Below are 18,198 nucleotides of genomic sequence, written 5' to 3'. Positions count from 1 at the left end.
GAGGGGAAATCCGGGGGCGATCGGGGCAGGCTTCGGCGCCCGGCTCGGCCGTTGAGCGCCGCCTGCCCGCGATCCGCCGCCCCGGTGCCCTCAACGGCGGGCGCCCGGGGTGAAGGTGATGTCGTCGAACGCGCCGCTGACGTCGACCGCGTCCACGACTCCGGCGAGTGGCCCGCGGTCGAAGAACACGATCGCAGCGAATTGCTCGGTCCCCGAAGTGGGGCGCAGGCCCATGTCGATCACCCTCAGGGCGGGGTCGTCCGGCTCGGGCTCACCGGCCGGCTAGGCCTTCATCCAGAGCCGGTGGCCGACGAAGCCCGCCTCCACGTCCCAGTCCTCGTCGGGGAAGAACGGGAGCTGCGCCGGGTCGGCCATCGCGAGGAGGGTGATCGGCGGGACGGCCCGGCGGTCGACCCGGCTGATGTAGAAGGTGCCGAAGCCGGTGCTGGTACAGCAGCGAGAGCCGGCGATCGGGTCGTCGCCTTCGCGGACGAAGAAGCCGGCCGTGGTCCCGAAGGTGTTGGCCCGGATCGTCCCCCGCAACGTCCCGCTGGAGAACCTCGGCTGGCCCTCGGCCGGCTCCCAGTGGGATTCGATGATCCCGGCGAAGGGGTGATCCAGGGGGATGGGCTCGATGGACTCGATGACGTACTCGCCCTCCTCGTTGACGTAGGAGATCCCGAGTCCGGTGGGGCTGTTCAGATCCCAGCCCTCGGCGTCGCCGTCGTCGAAGTCGTCGATCACGATGGTGCTGTTGGGGTCGCCGGCGGCGAGCATGATCACGGCGGCGAGGGACAGGCCGATCGCGGTCCACTTGCTTCTCATCATGAGCCTCCTTCACGGTTCGGAGCGGGGTGGGTCTGCGGTCCTTGAACATGCAGTCCCCCGGCGCGCAGACCGGGCGCTCGGGGCTGGATCGCCCTGGTTCATCCGGCGCGGTGGTTGGGCCGAACGACCGCCCGCCGGCATGCGATCGCTGACAGACGGTCGAGCGGACGAGGGGCTTCCGCCCCGAGGCGTTCTTACGGCCTGGTCGCCTCCGCCGGCACGTCCAGCAGCGCCTCGGTCTCGTGCAAGAGATCCCGCATCTCAGCGTCTTCCGTTCGGCCGGGCCGGGCGACGAGTTCCCGCAGGCGGCCCAGGGCCGCTCGCGCCTCGTCCCCTTGGCCGAGCCGTTGCCGGGCCATCGCCAGGAACGCCAGGCCCGCCGGGGAATCCTCGACGAGCCGGTCGGCGCGCGTCAGCGTCGCGACGGCCTCTTGATACAGGCCGGCGCGGCACCGGGCCGCGCCGAGAGTGGTCCGGTACGAGGCCTGGTCTTCGGCCAGGCGATAGGCATGCTCCGCCTGGAGTAAGGCGAAGCGGTACTGGAAGGCGTTGAGGTACGGCTGGCGGACCAGCGCCCAGCTCGCCCGGTGATACGACTCCGGATCGGTCTCTTCGTGGTAGCGGTCCACCAGCGACAGGGCCAGATCCCGCGCCCGGGGCCGGATCGTCGGCGTGTCTTGCAGGTAACTGATGACATCGGCCTTGCAGAGCGGCCTGGCGAAGAGGGAATCCAGCAGCCCGACGGCCTCGCGCTCGATGGCCGCTTCCGGCGTCCAGGGCCGGGCGTCCCAGGTCCTCAGAGTCCCGTCCCCGCAGCCGGCTGCCAGGCGCGTGCCGTCGGGGCTGAAGGCCAGGGTGTATACGAAGCTGGAGTAGCCTCGAAGCGTCAGGGCTTCCTGACCGGTCTGGACGTCCCAGATCTTGACCGCCTGCTCGCCACTGGCCGACGCGAGGCGAGCTCCAGCCGGGCTGAACGCCACGGCTGTCACTTGGGCGTAGTGTCCCCGGAGGGTGTCGAGTAGGCCGCCTGTCCGGGCATCCCAGATCTTCACGGTGTTGTCCCAGCCCCCGGAGGCGATGCGGCTCCCATCCGGGCTGAAGGTCACGCTCTGGGTGCCGAGTGGATAACTCCCCCCGGTGTGACCAGGGAGGGTAAGGTCTACCTTACCGGTCCTCGTGTCCCAGACGACGATGGTTCCGTCCGACAAGCTGGCCGCGGCCAGCCGGGTCCCGTCCGGAGTGAACGCAAGGCCGAGGACGGGGGTCATGAGGCCGCTCAGCGTCCGGGTGTCTCGGAGGCCATTCACGTCCCAGATCTTCACTTCGGCCGGTCCGATCCGGTCGTCAAAGGCCCCCGTCGTCGAGGCGATGCGCCGGCCATCGGGGCTGAACGTCACGCGGGAGACTCCGGCGGTGTGCCCGGACAACGTCCAACGCCACTGGCCTGTCGCTGCGTCCCAGAGCCGCACCGTCCGGTCCGCGCTGGCCGAGGCCAGCAGGGCGCCATCGGGGCTGAACGCCACGCCCCAGACCTCGTCGCTGTGCCCCTCGGGCGCAAACCGCAGCTGGCCGGTCGTGGTGTCCCAGACCTTGACCGTGTTGCTGCCTCTGCTGGTGGAGGCCAGTAGCGTGCCATCGGGGCTGAACGCCACGCAGGTCGCCCAGTCGGCATGGCCCGCGAAGGGGCGCGGCTCCTGGTCGGTCATCATGTCCCAGACATTAACGGTCCCATCGACACTGGCCGAGACGAGCCGGCCGCCGTCCGGACTGAACGCGATGCACGTGACCTCGTGAGTGTGGCCGCGAAACGTCCGCGCGACCTGTCGAGTCGTCAGATCCCAGACCCGCACCACCCGGCCGCGGCCGCCGGTGACCAGCCATCGGCCGTCGGGGCTGAACGCCAGGTCCGACGCGTTGTCATGGTCCGGGAGAACAAAGACTTCCGAGCCCGTAGTGACGTCCCAGATCACCGCGCGATCGGTCCCTCCCGTGGCTAACCGGCTGCCGTCGGGGCTGAACGCCACGGTGAAACCCCGGCCCTTGGCAGCTTTCAGGGCGGGGTGCAGCTCCCGGTAGTTGGTCGTATCCCAGAGCTTTGCAAAGCCGTCTCCGCCGATCGAGGCGATCAGCGTCCCATCGGGGCTGAACACCACCGTCCGGACGCCGGCGGTGTGTCCCGGGAGGGTCCGCACGTGCTGGCCGGTTGCGGCTTCCCAGACCATGAGGGTCTCGCCGCCCGCGGCGATCCGGTTCCCATCCGGACTGAAGGCCACCGTGAGGAGGACGCCGCCGGGCACGCGGATCGGCGGCCGCACTTCGCGGCCCGTGGCCACGTCCCAGACCCTCAGGGTTTGATCCTCGCCGACCGAGACCAGCCTGTTCCCATCCGGACCGAACGTCACCGAATACACTTGGCCGGAGTGACCGGTGAGGGATTGCAACAGGCGACCCGTGCGCGCATCCGAGAGCGTCACGAGGTCGTCGCATGCCGCGGCCAGGAGGGTGCCATCCGGGCTGAACGCCACGCTATTCCTACCGGGGAATCCGTTGTGGCCGGTGAGCGTGAGGAGCGCGCCGTGGCGCAGCCGGTCGATGCAGTACCACTCCCAGCCCCGCTGGTCGCGGGGGCAGTCGTCGAGTAACTGGCGTGCCCGGCCCAGATTCCCGTCGTTCCACGCCGCTTGCGCCAGCGCGATGTGATGGAAATATCGATACCGTTCCGCGTCCATCCTGGCCACTTCTGCCAGATCCTTGGCCACTTTCAACCGAGCGTTGTAGACCAACCCGGTGACGACCATGCCCAGGGCCACCACAGCCACGCCGCTGATCAGCAGCAGCGCCGCGGCGGTCGGCCGGCGCCGTGCCCAGATCCACGCCCGCTCCAGGGCGCCGACCGACCGCGCCTGGATCGGCTCGCGACTCAGGTACCGCCGCAGGTCGGCCGCCAGCTCGCCGGCCGAGGCATAGCGCCGGGCCGGTTCCTTGTGGATCGCCTTGTGGACGATCGTCGCCAGGTCGCGCGGCACCTCGGGGTTGAGCCGGCCGAGTCGTTCGGGCTCCTCGGTCGTCACCTGCCGGATCAGCCGGCCCCGCTCCTTCTCCTCGAACGCCGGGCGGAAGGCCAGCAGCTCGTAGAGCGTCATCCCCAGCGCGTACACGTCGCCCCGGGCGCCGGACTTGCCCTCGAACGCCTCGGGCGGCATGTACCGCAGGGTGCCGAGGAGGTCGCCGGTGTGGGTGAGGTCCTGCTGGTCGTCGGCCTTGGCCAGGCCGAAGTCGGTGACCCAGACGGTGCCGCGGGCGTCGAGCAGCAGGTTCGACGGCTTGATGTCGCGGTGGAGGATGCCCTGGGCGTGGGCGTAGTCGAGGGCGTCGGCCACCTGCACGCCGATCCGCGCCACGGCCTCCCCGTAGGTCGGCTTCCTCGACCTCGGGCTCGTCCCCTCGCCCTGGCCCAGCAGGACCGAAGAGGAGGAGAGGGCCGGCGTACCCGAGGGCCGGCTGTCGTCGGGCGACGTGGGGGAGGAAATCGGCTCGGCCTCGGTCCGAACGGGCACGTCGATCGGCCCGCGGCCGTCGGCCGATCCGTCCGGCACGGATTCGCCCCCGGTCCCGCCCGGCTCGAATCGTCCGGTCCAGAGCGAGCGCGCCACGGCGGCCGCCGGAGCATCACGGCGGGGTGCTCCTCGCCCGGCGGCGTTGACGGTGGACGCCGGGGTGCCGTCGTGCAGCCGCTTCAGCTCGTCGAGCACCTTGTCCAGGCCCGAGCCCCGGATGAACTGCATGGCGTAGTAGGGCGTCCCCGCATGCTCGCCGACGCCGAAGACCGGCACGATGTTGGTGTGGTGCAGCCTGGCCGCCGCGCGGGCCTCGCGCTCGAACCGCCGCCGCTGGTCGGGGTCGCGGGTCCCCTGCGGCGGCAGCAGCTTCAGGGCCACGTGCCGGCCGAGGCTGACCTGCTCGGCCTCGTACACCACGCCCATGCCGCCGTGGCCGATCTCGCGGAGGATGCGGAAGTCGCCGAGCTGGGCCGGCGCCGGCCGCCCGGGCGGCGTCGCCGGATCGGCGGCCCGGTGGACGTCCAGCTCGGCCTGCTCGACCTCGACCAGGGCCGGGAACATCCCGCGGATCTCCTCGGCCAGCTCGGGGCAGCGGTCGATGTACTCCTGCAAGCTCGGCCGCTCGCCGCGGCGGTAGCGGGCGGCGAACTCCTCGGCCAGCTCATCGAAGCGGCCGTAGTCGCGAGACGCGGGATAATGGGTCGTGTTCATCACTCACAGGCCCTCCCCTCCGCCGGGTAAGTTGGCCAGGGCGTCCTTGAGCCGCTTCAGAGCGCGGAAGTACCGCTTCGCCCCGGCCTCCTGGCTGATCCCGAGGGCCGCCGCCGTCTCGGTGCGGTCGAGCTGCTCGAAGTGCCGCAGGGCCAGCACCTCGCGGTCGATCGGCTCGAGGCTGTTGAGCGCCTCCTGCACCCGCAACAGCCGCTCGGCCCGCTGGGCCGCCTGGGTCGGCGAGGTCAGCCGCCCCAGGAGCATCGAGGCCAGCGCGGCGGAGCTGGCCTCGGGCAGGGCACCGCGGTACAGCGAGATCTCCCGGTCGGCGTCGCGCATCCGAGTGCCGAGGTGCTGCCGGTGCAGCGTCGTCAGCCGCCGGCCGACGTGCCACCGCAGCCAGAGCAGCGGTGGGAGATCCGCCTCGGCGAGGTAGGACGGCAGGTCGCGGGCGAGGTCGAGATAGGCCTCCTGGAGCACGTCGGAGGCATCCAGGCGGCCCCGGAGCCTCGGGTCCAGGCGCAGCTCGACCATGCGGCGGAGGCGGTCGCGGTGGCGGTCGAAGAGCGCGGCCAGCGCCGCGCGGTCGCCACTCCGGAGCCGGTCGAGCAGTGCGGTCGTCTCGCTCGGGTTCTGGTCCATGGGGCCTCCTACCCCATTATCCGCGCGCCGGGACGAAACCGTGACCGAGGATTTCGGATCCGGGACGGGAGGCCACCGGGACCGACGCCGTCGACCGCGGTCCGTTCCGACCGCGGTGCCAGACGACTGCACGACTGCGTGATTTGGGGCAGATTGCGAACCGTCCGGATCCTCCTTCCTCGGGGGCCGGACGGTTCGCTGTGCGCCATCAGCCGGTCGGTCCTTCCGGATCCCGGAACAGCCGCGGGGCGAACTCGCCGAGGTAGGCGCGCCAGTTCCGCCAGGTGTGGCCGCCGGCGGTCTCCTCGAAGCTCGCGTCGAGGCCGTGGGACTTGAGCATCTCGACCGTGGCCCGCGTCGTGTCGATGAGGAAGTCCTCCGACCCGGTCGCGAACCAGAGCAGCTCCAGGCCCTCCCGCGCCGGGTCGTCGTCGAGGGCCTCGGCGTGCCGCTCCTCCCAGGAGGGGCCGGCGTCGTCCCCGCCGGGGCCCCGCCCGGTGATCCCGAAGATGCCGCTGCTGAAGACGCCGACGTAGGCGAAGTCCCCCGGCTCGGTGAACGCGATGTCCAGCGCCTGCGCCCCGCCCATCGACAGGCCGGCGATGGCCGTGCTCTCCCGGTCGGAGCGGACGCGATAGTGCGACTCGACGAAGGGCTTGATGTCCCGGAGGAACTCGTCGGCGAACTGCCCCATCTGGCGTCCCATCGACCCCCGGTCGCCCCAACGGAACCGCCCGGTGTGGCCGTCGGGCATGACGACGATCATCGGTTCGGCCTCGCCGTCGGCGATCAGGTTGTCGAGGATGGAGTTCGCGCGGCCGACCGACGTCCACGAGTCGTCGCTGTCCGAGGCGCCATGGAGCAGGTAGAAGACGGGGTACGCGTCGCCCCCTCCTCGTACCCGGGCGGGGTGTAGACGTGCATCCGCCGGGGACGGCCGAGCGTCTCCGACCGGTACGTCACCTCCGCCACCGCGCCGTGGGGCACGTCCCGCGTGTCGGAGAGGTCCGAACCCGGCACGACGACCAGGCTCCACGCCGTGCCGTTGGACTGGCTCGTCGACGCGTTCTCCGGGTCGGCCACCGGGACGCCGTCCACGTCGAACCGATAGCGGTACGCCCCGGCGGGCACGGGACCGAGGGTCAGACTCCAGACGCCCTCGCCGTCCTTCTCCATCGCCCCATTGTCGGGGATACCCGGGATGTCACCGCCGAGGAGCCGCACCGCGTCGGCCGAGTCGGCCCGGAGGCGGAACGTCACATGACGGTCTTCCTGCACGTCCGGCGAGACGACGGGCGGCGGGGGCTGCCTCTGCTCCTGGGGCCTCGCCGTCGCGGCCCACCCGGACGGGCCGAGCACCACGAGCATCGCCCACGCGGCGGTTCGTCGATTCATCGCGCCTCTCCCCCTCTGGCCAGGATGGCGGACGCCCCCGAGCCGGCCTCGCCCGGCCGGCGAAGGGCGGGGGCCTCCGGCCCGGCGATGCTACCACGACACCCCGCCCCTGGGGATCGGCCTCCGGCCGGACGGCGCCGGCGGTCGATCTCGGGAGGCTGGCCGACCGGGTCGCGGATGGGGGCGAGGTCGCCGGGCGGGACGGCCTCCCTGTCGAAGAGATGACAGCTGACTTCCAGGCAGAGCACGAACCACCGAACCGACGGCCTCGGCGTCGGACCGCAAGTGGCCGAGGGCCGTCAGGGCCTCCTGAGCAGCGCCGGCCGGCATGGGGCCGGTCACGGGCAGCGAGGCGAGTCGTGGCCCGCTCGTCCAGCAAGGCAGGGGGGCCCCGAGCGGGCCGGGGCGATGGGATCGGCAGCGGGTGCGTCACTCGGGGGCGGAGACGCAGCCCCCGGGCGACTCGCCGGCCGGAGGGCTCGATGCTTCACGTTGCGCAGCCGGCGGATCCGTACCGGCTGGCGACGGTTGTGCCCCTGTCGATCCGAGACCGCTCCGAGCCGCCGCCGACCGGCTCGGCGGCGGCGAGGTCGGCGATCCCCGCGAGAATCCCGCGGGCTCGAGGACCGGTGCGTCGATGGAGGCGGATGACGCACCCTCATGGTGGTTTCGAACCTGCGGTCGATGTCCTGGGCGGTGGCGATGGGGCGGGCAGAGGGCGCATGGTTCCCATCGTGAGCATCGACAGGCACAATGGCCTGGCATCGGGGCCGGCCGCGCCGGGGACATGTCGGCTGGCCGGCACGCCGGGCAATCCCATGAACATCATCATCGTCGATGACGAGGCCAACATCCGCCGCACCCTCCGCGTCGCCCTGGAGGCTGCCGGCCATGGGGTCCGCGAGGCCGCCTCTGGGGCAGAGGCGCTGGCGGAGCTCGGCCGCCGGCCCTGCGACGCGGCCCTGGTCGACCTGAGGCTCGGCGGCGAGTCGGGCCTGGACCTGATCGGGCCGCTCCGCGAGCACGCGCCCCGGCTGGCCGTGGTGGTCATCACGGCGCACGCCTCGATCGGCTCGGCCGTCGAGGCCATGCGCCGCGGGGCCGACGACTACCTGCCCAAGCCGTTTACCCCGGCCGAGGTCCGCGCCGTGCTCGACCGCGTCGCCCGCCAGCGGGGGCTGCGCGACCGGGTCGAGGCGCTGGAGGACCTGGTCCGCCGCGAGGTCCCCGAGGCGGAGCTGGACGCCCGGGATCCGGCCATGGCCCGGGTGCTGGAACTGGCCCGGAGGGTCGCCCCGACCGACGCCGCCGTGCTCCTCCGCGGCGAGAGCGGCACGGGCAAGGGCGTGCTCGCCCGCGCCCTGCACTCCTGGGGCGGCCGGGCCGGCGGGCCGTTCGTCACCGTGAGCTGCCCGAGCCTGGGGGCCGAGCTGCTGGAGAGCGAGCTGTTCGGCCACGTGAAGGGGGCCTTCACCGGGGCCGTCCGCGACACGGTCGGCAAGGTGGCCGCCGCCGAGGGCGGGACGCTCTTCCTCGACGAGGTCGGCGACCTGCCTGTGGCCTTGCAGCCGAAGCTGCTGCGGTTCTTGCAGGGGAAGCGGTACGAGCGCGTCGGCGAGGCGGCCGAGCGCCAGGCCGACGTGCGTCTGATCGCGGCGACCAACCGCGACTTGGAGGCGATGGTCGCCGCCGGCACCTTCCGCGAGGACCTGCTCTACCGGCTCAACGTCCTGGAGGTCGCCCTGCCGCCGCTGCGGGAGCGGTCGGATCGGCTGGAGCTGGCCGACCGGATGCTCGCCTTCTTCGCCGGGCAGACCGGCCGCCGGCTGTCCGGCTTCACGGCCGAGGCCCGCGAGGCCATCGGCCGGCACCCGTGGCCGGGCAACCTCCGAGAGCTACGCAACGCCGTCGAGCGGGCGGCCATCCTGGCCGAGGGGCCGGAGGTCGGCCTGGCCGACCTCCCGGGGCGGGTCGCTCGCGGGCCGGCCGGGCCCGGCGTCTCGAATGCGGTCGAGGTGGGAGGCCCGGTGACGCTGGAGGAACTGGAGGTCGAGCACATCCGCCAGGTGCTGGCCGCCTCGGCGAGCCTGGAGGAGGCGGCGCAGGTCCTGGGCGTCGACCCGAGCACCCTGTTCCGCAGGCGCCGCAAGCACGGCCTCTGAGCCGCAGGCCCGTCGTGCAGATTGCACGATCGGCCGTGCAATCTGCACGGTCGCGGAGGGCCGTGCGCGCCCTCCCGGATTCGCCAAATTCGACGTATCTCGTTCCTGAGAAATAACTAAGGAAAATCACTCCGGCAATGGCATGGTCCCTGCCTTATGAGGGCCGTCGCGACGGAGGAGCCCGATGTTTACGACGCTGCGGATGCGGTTGCTAGTCGGCCTGGCCCCCTTGCTGGCCATCGTGGTGGCGTTGGGGGTGTGGGCCATCGTCATGTTCGCCCGGCTGGGGGGGAACATCGACGTGATCCTGCGCGAGAACTACCGCAGCGTCCTCTACGCCGAGCGGATGAAGGAGGCGCTGGAGCGCATGGACTCGGCCCTGCTCTTTGCCCTCGGCGGCGAGGAGCGGCAGGCCCGCGAGCAGTTCGACGAGCACCGGCCGGGGTTCGAGGAGAACCTCGCCGCCGAGCTGGACAACCTGACGCTCATCGCCGAGGGCGAGCCCCGGATGGCCGCCGACCTCCAGCGGACCTACCGGGAGTTCGTCGCCCTGTCCGACCGCTACTTCGCCCTCGGCCCCGAGCGGACCGAGGAGCGTCGGCGGCTCTACTTCGGCCGCCTGCTGCCGACGTTCCTGGTGCTCAAGGGCCGGGCCGACGACATCCTGCGGATCAACCAGGAGAACATGGAGGCGATGGACCGCAACGCCCGCCGGGCCGCCGCGGTGTCGATCCGGCTGATGGCCGTCGCCTTGCTGGCATCCGTGGCCGTCGGGACGGCGGTGGCGCTGGGGCTGGGCCGGTCGATCCTCGGGCCGATCCGGGCCGTCACCGCCGGGGCCCGCGCCGTCGGGCGGGGCGACTACGATCAGGTGGTGCCCGTGGTCAGCCGCGACGAGCTGGGCGAACAGGCCGAGGCGTTCAACGCCATGGCCCGCCGCATCCGGGAATTGCAGGCCGCCGGCGCCGCCCGGCTGCTGCGGGCGCAGCGTACCGCCCAGGCCACGATCGACTCGTTCCCCGACCCGGTCATCGTCGTCGACCCGGCCGGGGCCGCCGAGCGGGCCAACCCGGCCGCCTGCCGGATGCTGGGCGTCTCGGGCTGCGACGGATCGGCCGTGTCGTGGGCGCCGCCGTCGGCGATCCGCGAGCCCCTGGCCGCGGCCCTGCGGGGCGAGGGGGATTACCTGCCCAGCCGCTTCGAGCAGGCCGTCACCCTTCGCGACGACGGCCAGGAGCGGGCCCTGCTGCCGCGCGTCCTGGCGATCCGCGATGAGCACGGCGAGCCCCTGGGCGCCGCCGTCGTGCTTCTGGACATCACCCGGTTCCGCCGCATCGACCAGCTCAAGAATGATCTCGTCTCCACGGTCAGCCACGAGCTGAAGACGCCGCTGACGAGCCTGCAGATGGCCGTGCACCTGCTGCTGGAGGAGGTCGTCGGCCCGCTCTCGCCCAAGCAGGTCGAGCTGCTGTTGGCGGCCCGGCAGGACGCGGAGCGGCTGCTTGGGATGGTCAACGACCTGCTCGACCTGACCCGCATCGAGCAGGGCCGAGTCCGGCTCGACCTCCGGCCGACGGCCCTGAAGGATCTGCTCGCCGACGCGGTCGCCCGCTTCGAGGCGCGGGCCCGCGACGCGGGGATCGCCCTGGAGTGGTCGCTGGCCCCTGGGCTGCCCGGCGTGCCGGTCGACCGCGAGCGGGTCGCCCACGTCTTCGACAACCTGGTGGGCAACGCGCTGGAGCACACGCCCCGCGGCGGCTCGGTCCGCCTCCGGGCCGAGGCCGACGGCGACGCCGTCCGCTTCGCCGTGGCCGACACCGGCGCGGGCATCCCGGCCGAGCACCTGCCGCACCTGTTCGAGAAGTTCTACCGCGTCCCCGGCGGCCGGACCGGCGGGGCGGGCCTGGGGCTGGCCATCACCCGGGAGATCGTTGCCGCCCACGGCGGCGCCATCCGGGCCGAGAGCACGCCCGGCCGGGGGACCACCTTCACCTTCACCCTGCCGACCGACCCCGCCCGGGCCGATCGGCCGACCGACGAGGAGGCGACGCCATGAGCGACGCCCATCGCATCCTGATCGTCGACGACGAGCCGAACATCCGCCAGACCTTTCGCACGGCCCTGGAGTCGGCCGGCCACGGGGTGGCCGAGGCCGCCGACGTCGCGGAGGCCCTGGCGTACTTCGGGGAGCACGTCGCCGACCTCGCCCTGATCGACCTGCGGATGCCCGGCGAGGGCGGGATGGGACTGCTCCGCCGCCTCCGCGAGGCCGGCGACCTGACGCCCGTGGTCATCGTCTCGGCCCACGGCATGGTGCCCGACGCCGTGCAGGCGATGCGGCTGGGGGCGATCGACGTCCTGCAGAAGCCGATCGACCCGGACGCCCTGCGGTGCGTGGCCGCCGAGGTGATCGACCGGCATGCCCCCGCGCCGGCCCCGGTCGAGGCCGCCTTGGACGCCGAGGACGTCGGCGAGGAGGTCGCCCTGTCCCGGGCCAAGCGGGCCCTCAACCGCCGGGAGTTCGACGAGGCCGAGGGCTTCCTCCGCCGCGCGATCGACGCCCACCCGGCCTCGGGCGAGGCCCACAACCTCCTGGGCGTGCTCCACACGATGCGGGGGGACCTGGAGGCGGCCCGCCGCTCGTTCCGGATGGCGCGGTTCATCGACGCCAACGACCCGACCGCCCGCAACAACCTGATCCGCTGCGAGGAGCTGCTCACCTACGGGTCGAGCCGCCGCGAGCTGGAGGGGCTGGCCGACGCGACGCCCGACGATGACACGCCGACGGGGCGGCCGGGGCACCGCCCGTGACCCCCGGCACGCCCCCCGGACGCCGGGACCGGGACGCCGGAATGCACAATCAAATCAATATGAGAACGGAGAAGAACGCGATGGAACCTGTCACGATCGAGTCGCTCGCCGGCCGGGTCGGCCGGGTGGAGCGGCGCAACGCCGAACTCGCCCACGCCCTGCGCCGCTGGCGGCTGGCCGCCGCGGCGGCGGTGTCGGCCGCCGCCCTGGTCGCCCTGGCCGGGGCGGCGGACGACGGGCCCGAGGTCGTCGAGGCGGGGCAGTTCGTCCTCGTCGACGACGACGGCTCCCCGCTGGGCCGCTGGGCCGTCCGCGAGGACGGAACGCCGGGCCTGGGCCTCTTCGACCCCGACGGCCGCCTGCGGCTGTCGCTCGACCTGGGGGCCGACGGCACCTCGGGCGTCAACGTCTACGACGGGGACGGCGGCCCGCAGCGGGCGGCCCTGGCCGTCCGCCCCGACGGCACGCCCGGCGTCGGCCTGTTCGACGAGCAGGGGCGTCCGAGGGCGTCGGTCGACCTCGGCGCCGACGGGAGCACGGGGGTGAATTTCTACGACGGGAACGGCGGCCCCCTGCGGGCGGCCCTGGCCATCCGGGCCGACGGGACGCCGGCCCTCGGGCTGTTCGACGATCGGGGCCGGGTCGCCCGCAGCGTCGAGATCCCGGGCGGCGGCGGGCCCGAGGGCGACGGGGTCGACCCCGCCGGCCACGGGCACGGGCCCGCCGCGATCGGGGCGCGTGTCGCCCGGGTGGGGGGGTGAGCCGATGGGCACGACGGCGCGCATCCTGGTCGACGACGACGAGCCGAACGTCCGGCTGGCCTCCCGCACGCCCCTGAAGTCGGACCGGGACGACCGGCCGGCCCAGCACAAACTGCTCTGCAATTACGAGCGATCCAGATTCGGCGGCAGCGCGGTCCCCATCGACACGGGCGACCGCTGAGGCCCCACACCACCACGAAGGGGAGAGGTCCGATGCAGCGCGGGGCACGCATCCTGATCGTCGACGACGAGCCGAACGTCCGGCTCATGTTCCGCACCACCCTGGCCGCCGGCCGCTACGACGTCGCCGAGGCGGCCGACGGCGAGGAGGCGCTGGGGCTGCTCCACGCGTCCAGGCCGTTCGACCTGGTGCTGCTCGACCTGCGCATGCCGCTGGTCGACGGCATGGAGACGCTGCGCCGCATGAGGGACGAGGGCCTGCTCGTGCCGGTCATCGTCGTCACGGCGCACGGCAGCGTCCCCGACGCGGTCGAGGCCCTGAAGCTCGGGGCCATCGACTTCCTCCAGAAGCCAATCCGCCCGGAGGAGCTGCGGGGCGTGGTCGCCGAGGTCGTCGCCCGCCACGGCTCGGCCCTGGAGCCGGCCGGGGGCCGGCCGCCGACGACCTCGACCATCGAGGGCTATCGCTTCGGCGAGGCCCTCGCCCGTGCCAAGCAGGCGATGAACCGCCTGCGGCGGGCCGAGGCCGAGCTGTTCCTCCGCCGGGCCCTGGAGCTGGAGAGCCTCTCGGCCGAGGCCCACACGCTGCTCGGCGTCCTGCTGATGGCCAAGGACGAGCCGCATGCCGCCCGGGAGGAGTTCATGCTGGCCCTGGAGTCTGACCCCGGCTTCGAGGCCGCCCGGCACAACCTGAAGCACCTGCAGGCCCGATTCTCCCCCTGAACCCGACCCGTGCGGGCGGACCCCGCACCCCTCCCACCGAGGCAAGACCCATGACGATCTCGCTCGCCACGTCCGCCCTGGGCATGGGCGTCTTCGCCCTGCTCTTCGGCCTGGTCGCCGCCTGCGACCGGCTCTGACCGACCGACCGGAGCCCCGACCGATGCCCGCCGCGCTGCTGCTCGGCCTGGCGACGTACGCCGAGTTGTTCGGCGCCCTCGCCTCCTTCGACCGGCGGCTGTCCCCCCACCCGAAGCCCGGAGACCCCGCCGTGCTCTACCTGAGCGCCGCCTGCGCCCTCGCCGCGTTGCTCTATCTCGGGTACGCCATGATCCGGCCCGAGTCCTTCTGACGAACCGCGACCGATCGGAGTTCTGACCCGTGGACCCGTCCAACGCCTGGCTGCTGCCGACCTGGGCCTTCGCCCTGCCGATCGCCGCGGCCGTCCCCCTCGGCTGGTACTTCGCCCGCATGCTCGACGTGCCGCACGAGCGTTCCGGCCGGGGCCTCGACGCCCTGCCGGCGACGATGCGCCGCGCCCTGGTCGGCCGCGAGCCGGCCCGCATGGGCTGGCGGGCCTACGCCGTCGCCCTGCTCGCCTTCAACGCGATGCTGTTCGCCCTGACGTTCCTGCTTCTGAGCCTCCAGCAGTACCTGCCGCTGAACCCCGACGCCAAGGGGCCGCTGACCGGCGACCTGGTCTTCAACACCATCTGCTCGTTCGTGACGAACACGAACCTCCAGCACTACTCGGGCGAGGTATCGCTGTCGTACTTCAGCCAGATCGGCTGCATCGCCTGGCTGCAGTTCGTCACGCCGGCCGCCGGGCTCTGCGTGATGCTGGCGGCAGTCCGCGGCCTGCGGGGCGACGAGCACCTGGGCGACTTCTACCTCGACCTGATGCGCGTCCTCTGCTTCGTCCTCGTGCCGATCTCGCTGATCGTCGCCGTGCTGCTGGTCGCCTGCGGCGTGCCGATGACCTTCGAGGGCGCCGCGACGGCGAACACGCTGGAGGGGGCCGAGCAGGTGATCGCCCGCGGCCCGGTGGCCGCCGAGGTGGCGATCAAGCAGCTCGGCACCAACGGCGGCGGCTACTTCGGCCCGAACTCGACCCACCCCTTAGAGAACCCCTCGCCCTGGAGCAACCTGATCGAGCTGGTCTCGATCATCCTCCTGCCGATGGCCACGATCGCCATGTTCGGCGTCATGCTCCGCGACGGCCGGCACGCGGCGGTCGTCTTCGGGGTGATGCTGGCCTTCTGCGTCGTTGGGGCGAGCTTCGCCATCCTCAACGAGGTGGTGCCGAACGCGGCGACGACCGGCCTGCCGGTGGCCGACGGGCCGAACATGGAGGGCAAGGAGGTCCGCATCGGGCCGGTCGGCGGCGCCACCTGGGCCGTCTTCACCACGGCCACCTCCAACGGCTCGGTCTCGGCGATGCATGACAGCCTCAACTCGCTGGCCGGCATGATGCCCATGAGCATGATGATGCTCAACGTCGTCTTCAGCGGCATCGGGGCCGGCTTCCTGAACATGGTCTCCTACATCGTCGTCGCCGTCTTCCTAGCCGGCCTGATGGTCGGGCGGACGCCCGAGTACCTCGGCAAGAAGGTCGAGGCGAAGGAGGTGAAGCTGGCGATGCTGGCGATCCTCCTCCACCCGCTGCTCATCTGCGGCGGCTCGGCGCTGTTCGCGGCGACCGAGTGGGGCCGGGAGACGGTGAACGACCCCGGCCCGCACGGCTTCAGCGAGATTGTTTATGAGTTCACCTCGGCGGCGGCCAACAACGGCTCGGGCTTCGAGGGGCTGGGCGACAACACCCCGCCCTGGAACATCGCCACGGGGATCGTCCTGCTGCTGGGCCGCTTCCCGGCGCTGATCTTCCCGCTGGCCATCGCCGGCCTGCTGGCCGAGAAGCGCCGGGTGCCGCAGACCAGCGGGACGCTCCGCACCAACACGCTGACCTTCGCGGTGATGCTGCTGGGCACGGTCCTGCTCGTCGGCGCCCTGGCGTTCCTGCCGACGGTCGTCCTCGGCCCGGTGGCCGACCACCTGTCGGCCGTCCCCCCGCTGCCCGCCCCCTGAACACGCCCTCACCCCCCGGGGTCCGGGTGCCCCGGCCGGCCCCGCCCGCCGATGGCGGCCGCCGCACCCAGGAGAGGGGCGTTGCGGCCGTCGGGCCCGCGGTCGGGTGCCCGGCCGGGCCCCCCCGGCCCCGGGCACCCCGAGCGACCGGACCGCACTCATTCGAACGATCCCCCAGGAACCCGAAGATGAGCCTCGACACCGAGACCCGGGCCACCCGACCGGACGCCGACGCCCGGGCCCGCAAGCTCCAGCGGCGGCAGTGCCGCCGCGCCAGCCTGTTCGACCCGACGCTGCTCCGCCAGGCCTCCGGCCGGTCGCTGGCGATGATCAACCCCGCGAGCATGGCCCGCAATCCGGTCATGTTCCTCGTCGAGGTGGGCTCCGTGCTGACCTTGCTGGTGACGATCCAGTCGATCGCCACCGGGACCGCACTCGGTCTTATCGTCTACCAGGCGGCGCTGTTCGTCCTGCTGCTGCTGACCGTAGTGTTCGCCAACTTCGCCGAGGCGCTGGCCGAGGCCCGCGGCAAGGCCCAGGCCGACAGCCTCCGCGCCACCCGGCAGGACACGCCGGCACTCCGGGTAGGCCGCGTCAGCGACACCCACGGCGAGACCGTCCCTTCCACCCGGCTCCACTCCGGCGACCTCGTCCGCGTCGAGGCCGGCCAGGTCATCCCCGCCGACGGCGAGGTGATCGCCGGCGTCGCCTCGGTCGACGAGTCGGCCATCACCGGCGAGAGCGCCCCGGTGATCCGCGAGGGCGGCGGCGACCGCTCCGGCGTCACCGGCGGTACCCGCGTCCTGTCCGACTGGCTGGTCGTCCGCATCACCGCCGAGCCGGGCCAGAGCTTCCTCGACCGGATGATCGGCCTGGTCGAGGGCGCCATCCGCCAGAAGACGCCCAATGAGATCGCCCTGACGATCGTCCTGGCCGCCTTCTCGATCGTCTTCCTGATCGTCACGGCCACGCTCTACCCGATGGGCCTCTACTTCGGCCTCCGGCTCGACATCCCCACGCTGATCGCCTTACTTGTCTGCCTGATCCCGACGACGATCGGCGCCCTGCTGGCGGCCATCGGCATCGCCGGCATGGACCGGGCCCTGCGGGCGAACATCCTGGCCAAGAGCGGCAAGGCGGTCGAGGTGGCCGGCGACATCGACACGCTCTTGCTCGACAAGACCGGCACGATCACCATGGGCAACCGCCGCGCCACGCGGTTCGTCCCGCTCGGCGGGGCGAATGACCGCGAGCTGGCCCGGCTGGCCGGCCTGGCCTCGCTGGCCGACCCGACGCCCGAGGGCAAGAGCATCCTCGACCTCGCTCGCGAGCAGGCGACGCTCGACGGCCAGGTCCCCGAGGGCGCCTCCTTCATCGAGTTCACGGCCCAGACGCGCATGAGCGGCGTCGACCTGCCCGACGGCGCCCGCATCCGCAAGGGGGCCCCCGACACGATGGCCCGACACGTCGAGTCGCTCGGCGGCACCGTGCCCGAGGGCTACCAGGACGCGGTCGATGCCATCGCCTCGGCCGGCGCCACGCCGATCAGCGTGGCCGAGGGCGACCGGCTCGTCGGCGTGGTCAAGCTCGAAGACATCCTCAAGCCCGGCATCCGCGACCGCTTTGCCCGGCTCCGGCAGATGGGGCTGCGCGTGGTCATGGTCACTGGCGACAACCCGCTGACCGCCCGGGCCATCGCCGACGAGGCCGGCGTCGACGACTTCATCGCCCAGGCCACGCCCGAGGCGAAGCTCGACTACATCCGCCAGGAGCAGCAGGGCGGCAAGCTCGTGGCGATGATGGGCGACGGCACCAACGACGCCCCGGCATTGGCCCAGGCCGACATCGGCGTGGCCATGAACAGCGGCACCCAGGCCGCCAAGGAGGCCGGCAACATGGTCGACCTGGACAGCGACCCGACCAAGCTCATCGAGGTCGTCGAGATCGGCAAGCAACTGCTCATGACTCGGGGGGCGCTGACCACCTTCTCCGTCGCCAACGACCTGGCCAAGTACTTCGCCGTCATCCCGGCCATGTTCATCGTCACCCTGCCCGAGCTGCGGGTGCTCGACCTGATGGGCCTGGCGACGACCGGCGGCGCCTACTCGGCGATCCTGGCGGCGGTGATCTTCAACGCGGTCATCATCCCCCTGCTGATCCCGATCGCCCTGAAGGGCGTCACCTACCGCCCCGTCGGGGCCGACGCCCTGCTGCGGCGGAACCTGCTGTACTACGGCCTCGGCGGCGTGATCGCCCCGTTCGTCGGCATCAAGCTGATCGACCTGGCCATCGACCCGCTGCTCGCCCTGCTGCCGTTCGCCTGAGCCGAGTGGACCCGACCAA

The 18,198-nt window shown here is 72.4% G+C and carries 15 protein-coding genes; 9 read left to right on the top strand and 6 right to left on the bottom strand.

Translation table 11 applies throughout. The features are described from left to right. Positions 1–90 precede the first annotated feature (90 nt). The 6 genes from ElP_RS39080 to ElP_RS34910 all read right to left on the bottom strand — a co-directional run bounded on the left by ElP_RS39080 (position 91) and on the right by ElP_RS34910 (position 7,136). Positions 91–234 carry a hypothetical protein gene (locus tag ElP_RS39080; protein ID WP_197447151.1) on the bottom strand — a complete coding sequence of 48 codons (144 nt, stop codon included), beginning with the start codon at positions 232–234 and terminating at the stop codon, positions 91–93. A 48-nt stretch (positions 235–282) separates the two neighbouring features. Next, complete coding sequence (locus tag ElP_RS34930; protein WP_145279394.1) at positions 283–828, bottom strand: hypothetical protein; 546 nt, start codon at positions 826–828, stop codon at positions 283–285. 194 nt (positions 829–1,022) lie between these two features. Continuing rightward, the gene (locus ElP_RS34925) at positions 1,023–5,099 is read right to left on the bottom strand and encodes a serine/threonine-protein kinase (protein WP_145279392.1); all 4,077 of its coding nucleotides are present in this window, start codon (positions 5,097–5,099) and stop codon (positions 1,023–1,025) included. Positions 5,100–5,102: 3 nt separating this feature from the next. Beyond that, on the bottom strand, positions 5,103–5,741 hold the full coding sequence (locus ElP_RS34920; protein WP_145279390.1) for a sigma-70 family RNA polymerase sigma factor: 639 nt from the start codon (positions 5,739–5,741) through the stop codon (positions 5,103–5,105). A 208-nt stretch (positions 5,742–5,949) separates the two neighbouring features. Then, positions 5,950–6,606, bottom strand: coding sequence for an alpha/beta hydrolase (locus tag ElP_RS39075; protein ID WP_231749914.1), 657 nt, complete (start codon positions 6,604–6,606; stop codon positions 5,950–5,952). Next, the gene (locus ElP_RS34910) at positions 6,531–7,136 is read right to left on the bottom strand and encodes an esterase (RefSeq protein ID WP_145279386.1); all 606 of its coding nucleotides are present in this window, start codon (positions 7,134–7,136) and stop codon (positions 6,531–6,533) included. Before ElP_RS34910 ends, ElP_RS39075 begins: the two co-directional genes overlap by 76 nt. 818 nt (positions 7,137–7,954) lie before the next feature. Between ElP_RS34910 and ElP_RS34905 the strand changes: the two genes are divergently transcribed. The 9 genes from ElP_RS34905 (at position 7,955) to kdpB (ending at position 18,179) form a co-directional block, all read left to right on the top strand. Then, positions 7,955–9,298 carry a sigma-54-dependent transcriptional regulator gene (locus ElP_RS34905; protein ID WP_145279383.1) on the top strand — a complete coding sequence of 448 codons (1,344 nt, stop codon included), beginning with the start codon at positions 7,955–7,957 and terminating at the stop codon, positions 9,296–9,298. Between the two features lie 184 nt (positions 9,299–9,482). Beyond that, positions 9,483–11,354, top strand: a complete 1,872-nt coding sequence (locus ElP_RS34900) for an ATP-binding protein (RefSeq protein ID WP_145279381.1) — start codon at positions 9,483–9,485, stop codon at positions 11,352–11,354. Continuing rightward, on the top strand, positions 11,351–12,109 hold the full coding sequence (locus ElP_RS34895) for a response regulator (protein ID WP_145279379.1): 759 nt from the start codon (positions 11,351–11,353) through the stop codon (positions 12,107–12,109). Before ElP_RS34900 ends, ElP_RS34895 begins: the two co-directional genes overlap by 4 nt. 80 nt (positions 12,110–12,189) lie before the next feature. Further along, positions 12,190–12,870, top strand: coding sequence for a hypothetical protein (locus ElP_RS34890; protein WP_145279377.1), 681 nt, complete (start codon positions 12,190–12,192; stop codon positions 12,868–12,870). A gap of 4 nt (positions 12,871–12,874) precedes the next feature. After that, on the top strand, positions 12,875–13,051 hold the full coding sequence (locus tag ElP_RS39070; RefSeq protein ID WP_197447187.1) for a hypothetical protein: 177 nt from the start codon (positions 12,875–12,877) through the stop codon (positions 13,049–13,051). A gap of 32 nt (positions 13,052–13,083) precedes the next feature. Then, positions 13,084–13,773, top strand: coding sequence for a response regulator (locus ElP_RS34885; RefSeq protein WP_145279375.1), 690 nt, complete (start codon positions 13,084–13,086; stop codon positions 13,771–13,773). Between the two features lie 160 nt (positions 13,774–13,933). Continuing rightward, the gene (locus tag ElP_RS34880; RefSeq protein ID WP_145279373.1) at positions 13,934–14,122 is read left to right on the top strand and encodes a potassium-transporting ATPase subunit F; all 189 of its coding nucleotides are present in this window, start codon (positions 13,934–13,936) and stop codon (positions 14,120–14,122) included. A 29-nt stretch (positions 14,123–14,151) separates the two neighbouring features. After that, positions 14,152–15,855: a potassium-transporting ATPase subunit KdpA gene (gene kdpA, locus ElP_RS34875; RefSeq protein ID WP_145279371.1), complete on the top strand. Its 1,704-nt coding sequence runs from the start codon at positions 14,152–14,154 to the stop codon at positions 15,853–15,855. Positions 15,856–16,043: 188 nt separating this feature from the next. After that, positions 16,044–18,179, top strand: a complete 2,136-nt coding sequence (kdpB, locus tag ElP_RS34870; protein WP_145279369.1) for a potassium-transporting ATPase subunit KdpB — start codon at positions 16,044–16,046, stop codon at positions 18,177–18,179. The last annotated feature ends 19 nt before the right edge of the window (positions 18,180–18,198 follow it).

This window comes from Tautonia plasticadhaerens, from assembly GCF_007752535.1.
GTDB classification, from domain to species: Bacteria; Planctomycetota; Planctomycetia; order Isosphaerales; family Isosphaeraceae; genus Tautonia; species Tautonia plasticadhaerens.
Note: the sequence above shows the minus strand (reverse complement) of the source record. Positions and strands in the feature narration are given on the sequence as shown.

Excerpts from the sequence above, each read along its gene's own strand:
- kdpB (WP_145279369.1), top strand. The coding sequence starts at position 16,044 with ATGAGCCTCGACACCGAGACCCGGGCCACCCGACCGGACGCCGACGCC.
- ElP_RS34910 (WP_145279386.1), bottom strand. The coding sequence starts at position 7,136 with ATGAATCGACGAACCGCCGCGTGGGCGATGCTCGTGGTGCTCGGCCCG.
- ElP_RS34890 (WP_145279377.1), top strand. The coding sequence starts at position 12,190 with ATGGAACCTGTCACGATCGAGTCGCTCGCCGGCCGGGTCGGCCGGGTG.
- ElP_RS39080 (WP_197447151.1), bottom strand. The coding sequence starts at position 234 with ATGGGCCTGCGCCCCACTTCGGGGACCGAGCAATTCGCTGCGATCGTG.
- ElP_RS34905 (WP_145279383.1), top strand. The coding sequence starts at position 7,955 with ATGAACATCATCATCGTCGATGACGAGGCCAACATCCGCCGCACCCTC.
- ElP_RS34880 (WP_145279373.1), top strand. The coding sequence starts at position 13,934 with ATGCCCGCCGCGCTGCTGCTCGGCCTGGCGACGTACGCCGAGTTGTTC.
- ElP_RS34885 (WP_145279375.1), top strand. The coding sequence starts at position 13,084 with ATGCAGCGCGGGGCACGCATCCTGATCGTCGACGACGAGCCGAACGTC.
- ElP_RS34900 (WP_145279381.1), top strand. The coding sequence starts at position 9,483 with ATGTTTACGACGCTGCGGATGCGGTTGCTAGTCGGCCTGGCCCCCTTG.
- ElP_RS34895 (WP_145279379.1), top strand. The coding sequence starts at position 11,351 with ATGAGCGACGCCCATCGCATCCTGATCGTCGACGACGAGCCGAACATC.
- ElP_RS34920 (WP_145279390.1), bottom strand. The coding sequence starts at position 5,741 with ATGGACCAGAACCCGAGCGAGACGACCGCACTGCTCGACCGGCTCCGG.
- ElP_RS39070 (WP_197447187.1), top strand. The coding sequence starts at position 12,875 with ATGGGCACGACGGCGCGCATCCTGGTCGACGACGACGAGCCGAACGTC.
- ElP_RS34925 (WP_145279392.1), bottom strand. The coding sequence starts at position 5,099 with ATGAACACGACCCATTATCCCGCGTCTCGCGACTACGGCCGCTTCGAT.
- ElP_RS34930 (WP_145279394.1), bottom strand. The coding sequence starts at position 828 with ATGATGAGAAGCAAGTGGACCGCGATCGGCCTGTCCCTCGCCGCCGTG.